Source organism: Arsenophonus sp. ENCA (assembly GCF_002287155.1).
Taxonomy (GTDB): domain Bacteria; phylum Pseudomonadota; class Gammaproteobacteria; order Enterobacterales; family Enterobacteriaceae; genus Arsenophonus; species Arsenophonus nilaparvatae.
This window is the reverse complement of record NZ_NHNG01000646.1, coordinates 1-2,708: the sequence shown is the minus strand read 5'-3', so window position 1 is coordinate 2,708 and position 2,708 is coordinate 1. Positions and strand designations below refer to the sequence as shown.

Sequence of the window (2,708 nt, the reverse complement as noted above, 5' to 3'; positions counted from 1 at the left end):
AGCGCGGTGGTCCCACCTGACCCCATGCCGAACTCAGAAGTGAAATGCCGTAGCGCCGATGGTAGTGTGGGGTCTCCCCATGTGAGAGTAGGGAGCTGCCAGACTTTAATTTAATGCTAATGGGAAAGACCATTAGTGAAATGGATCGGGTGGTGCGGTAGTTCAGTTGGTTAGAATACCGGCCTGTCACGCCGGGGGTCGCGGGTTCGAGCCCCGTCCGCACCGCCACCTATTAGGGGCGTAGTTCAATTGGTAGAGCACCGGTCTCCAAAACCGGGTGTTGGGAGTTCGAGTCTCTCCGCCCCTGCCATTTACGGCTTTATAGATAATATTATTAAATATTAAAAACCCAGTTTAACAGACTGGGTTTTTTTATGAGTCGCCCAAAGCCATTTTAATTTCTAGTTATTAAAATTGATGTATTTCTGTCCTATCATATTATTTTTGATAAATATTAGATACAAAAAAACTAGGATCTTTTTTTGTACTTTTAGCCATAATAGATATTTTTTGTTAATGATAGGTCATGCAACTAAAAGTTTATATTTTACTTATTCATAATTAGTTATTCTTAATAGATATTTTTGCTAATTTATCAATAAACGTCTCTTGTCCATTATTTTGTAACCAAATAGCATAAATTGGTTTGCTGTAGACAACTTTCGATAGTGTTTTTAATTCATGATATTGATTAAGCCAATGAATTGGTAAAACAGAGGCAGATTTTGTTGGATATAATAGCTCCCGCGCAAGATTAGCCGATGTTGTAAGTAGTGTCGGCGAATTTTCAACTAAAGATGATTTTTCAGTGGTATTGAAATCAAGACTCCATTCAAGTTTGATGTAATTGAATCTCGACAGGGTTAAATTTTTTTTATTTGTCATTAATTGTAATTTTATTTCACCAATAATGGCGCTTTCAAATTCATCCATTTTTGGCGGTTCGATTGCAATAAGTAAATCAAGTTCGCGTGAATGAAGCTGTTTTACTAAAGATTGTCGCGTGGATATTCTGCATTCAAGATGAAGCTCTTTGTGTTTTTGATAGATAAGTTGTATCCAATTTGTTAAGCATCCTTCCCATAGTGATATTGTTGAGCCTATTGAAAATTCTGTGTGTAATGATTGATGAGAAATTTCTTTTTTAGCTTGTAGCCAGGTATTTATTAACGATTCAGCGTAGGGAATCAAACGTTCGCCTGAGGCAGTTAAACGAATATTATTGCGATGACGGGCAAATAAAATAGTACCTAATTGCGTTTCTAATTGACGTATTCGAAAACTTACCGCTGATTGTGTTAGGTATAATGATTCGGCTGCTCGACCAAAATGTCGGGTTTTACTAACTTCTAAAAAAGTTTTTAATAATTCAGTATCCACAGGAATCTCCAAAATTTTTAATCTTAACGATTTAAATGTTTTGTTTTACAGAATGCAATTGCTAACTAATACTCCGCGCCATAATGAGTGTGACATTAAAGAGGTAGGAGTGTGTTAGATGGCAGAAAGCTTTATCACGACTAATCGTTTTTTTGATAATAAAAATTATCCTCGAGGTTTTTCTCGTCATGGTGATTTCACCATTAAAGAAGCTCAGTTGTTAGAATGTTGCGGTCAAGCTTTCAATGAACTTGATTTAGGTAAGCGTCAACCTCAGACAGAAGAAGAAAAACTTTTTGTTGCTATGTGTCGCGGTGAACGCGAACCTGTGACACCAGAAGAAAAAGTATGGTCTAAGTATATGACTCGTATTAGCCGACCTAAGCGTTTTCATACCTTATCTGGAGGTAAACCACAACTGGATCCCTCAGAAGACTATACCGATACTGATGATTAATATCATCATAGTTCTAAAAAAGGGGGTTTTAATACCCCTAATTATTCAATTTGTTTTTGTAATTGAATAATTAGCTTATCCATACTGCGATAGCTAATTGCTTCAATAATATCAATTTTTTCAATTTGTTGTTGCTGTTTTAAATCGGCAATGGTCCGTGAGACTTTCAGTATACGATGCCAAGCTCTGATTGAGAGGCCAAGTTTATTTAATGTTGTTTCTAAAAAAAGGGCGTCATTTGGTTTTAGTTTACAAAAAAGTGCAGCTTCTTTGCTATTTAGTTTTGCATTAATTTTACCTGAACGTTCAATTTGTTGCTTTCTTGCCTGTATTACACGCTGTTTTATATCGAAACTGGTTTCATTTGTAGGTGTAGAGTGGCTTAAAGTACCTAGCGGTAACAGAGGTACCTCTATAGAGAGATCAAAACGATCTAAGAATGGTCCAGATATCTTTAATAACGGAGGATCTGTTTTGGGCTGGCTCGGTTATATATGCCTTTATAGTGGCCCATAGCGCTGGGATTTAAGGCGGCAATAAGTTGAATATTGGCTGGGAAATTAACTTTAGCTTTTGCACGTGAAATTATTATTTCTCCAGACTCTAGCGGTTCCCTAAGTGAGTCGAGCACTTTTCGTTCAAATTCGGCGAGTTCATCAAGAAATAAAATGCCATTATGGGCTAAGGATATTTCTCCCGGTTTGGGTAAGCTTCCTCCACCAATTAATGCTGCCGTAGAAGCACTAAACTAGTTGCTGAATAGAGACTTGCATTTTTTGTCACGCTATTGAGAATAAAAAGAGGTTTAACTTAGAGAATAAAGGTTTGAAATGATCAACAAAGAGCGGCTGTTACGAGATAATCGTTTATG

The 2,708-nt window shown here is 36.9% G+C and carries 2 protein-coding genes, 2 tRNA genes, 1 rRNA gene and 1 pseudogene; 4 read left to right on the top strand and 2 right to left on the bottom strand.

The features are described 5' to 3' along the window. The 3 genes from rrf to CBG25_RS16845 all read left to right on the top strand — a co-directional run. Window positions 1–104: ribosomal RNA gene (gene rrf, locus CBG25_RS16855) — 5S ribosomal RNA — on the top strand; the annotation flags it as partial. A 47-nt stretch (window positions 105–151) separates the two neighbouring features. Next, a tRNA-Asp gene (locus CBG25_RS16850) sits at window positions 152–228 on the top strand. Window positions 229–234: 6 nt separating this feature from the next. Next, window positions 235–310 (top strand) — tRNA-Trp (locus CBG25_RS16845). Window positions 311–561: 251 nt separating this feature from the next. Here the strand turns inward: CBG25_RS16845 and hdfR are convergent. After that, window positions 562–1,380 carry an HTH-type transcriptional regulator HdfR gene (gene hdfR, locus CBG25_RS16840; protein WP_290608066.1) on the bottom strand — a complete coding sequence of 273 codons (819 nt, stop codon included), beginning with the start codon at window positions 1,378–1,380 and terminating at the stop codon, window positions 562–564. Window positions 1,381–1,498: 118 nt separating this feature from the next. Here hdfR and CBG25_RS16835 point away from each other — a divergent pair, with 118 nt between their 5' ends. After that, window positions 1,499–1,837, top strand: a complete 339-nt coding sequence (locus tag CBG25_RS16835) for a DUF413 domain-containing protein (RefSeq protein ID WP_032114311.1) — start codon at window positions 1,499–1,501, stop codon at window positions 1,835–1,837. 41 nt (window positions 1,838–1,878) lie between these two features. On the opposite strand, the pseudogene CBG25_RS16830 reads toward CBG25_RS16835, so the two are convergent. Continuing rightward, window positions 1,879–2,582, bottom strand: a pseudogene (locus CBG25_RS16830) (ATP-binding protein); the annotation flags it as partial. Between the last annotated feature and the right edge of the window lie 126 nt (window positions 2,583–2,708).

Excerpts from the sequence above, each read along its gene's own strand:
- CBG25_RS16835 (WP_032114311.1), top strand. The coding sequence starts at position 1,499 with ATGGCAGAAAGCTTTATCACGACTAATCGTTTTTTTGATAATAAAAAT.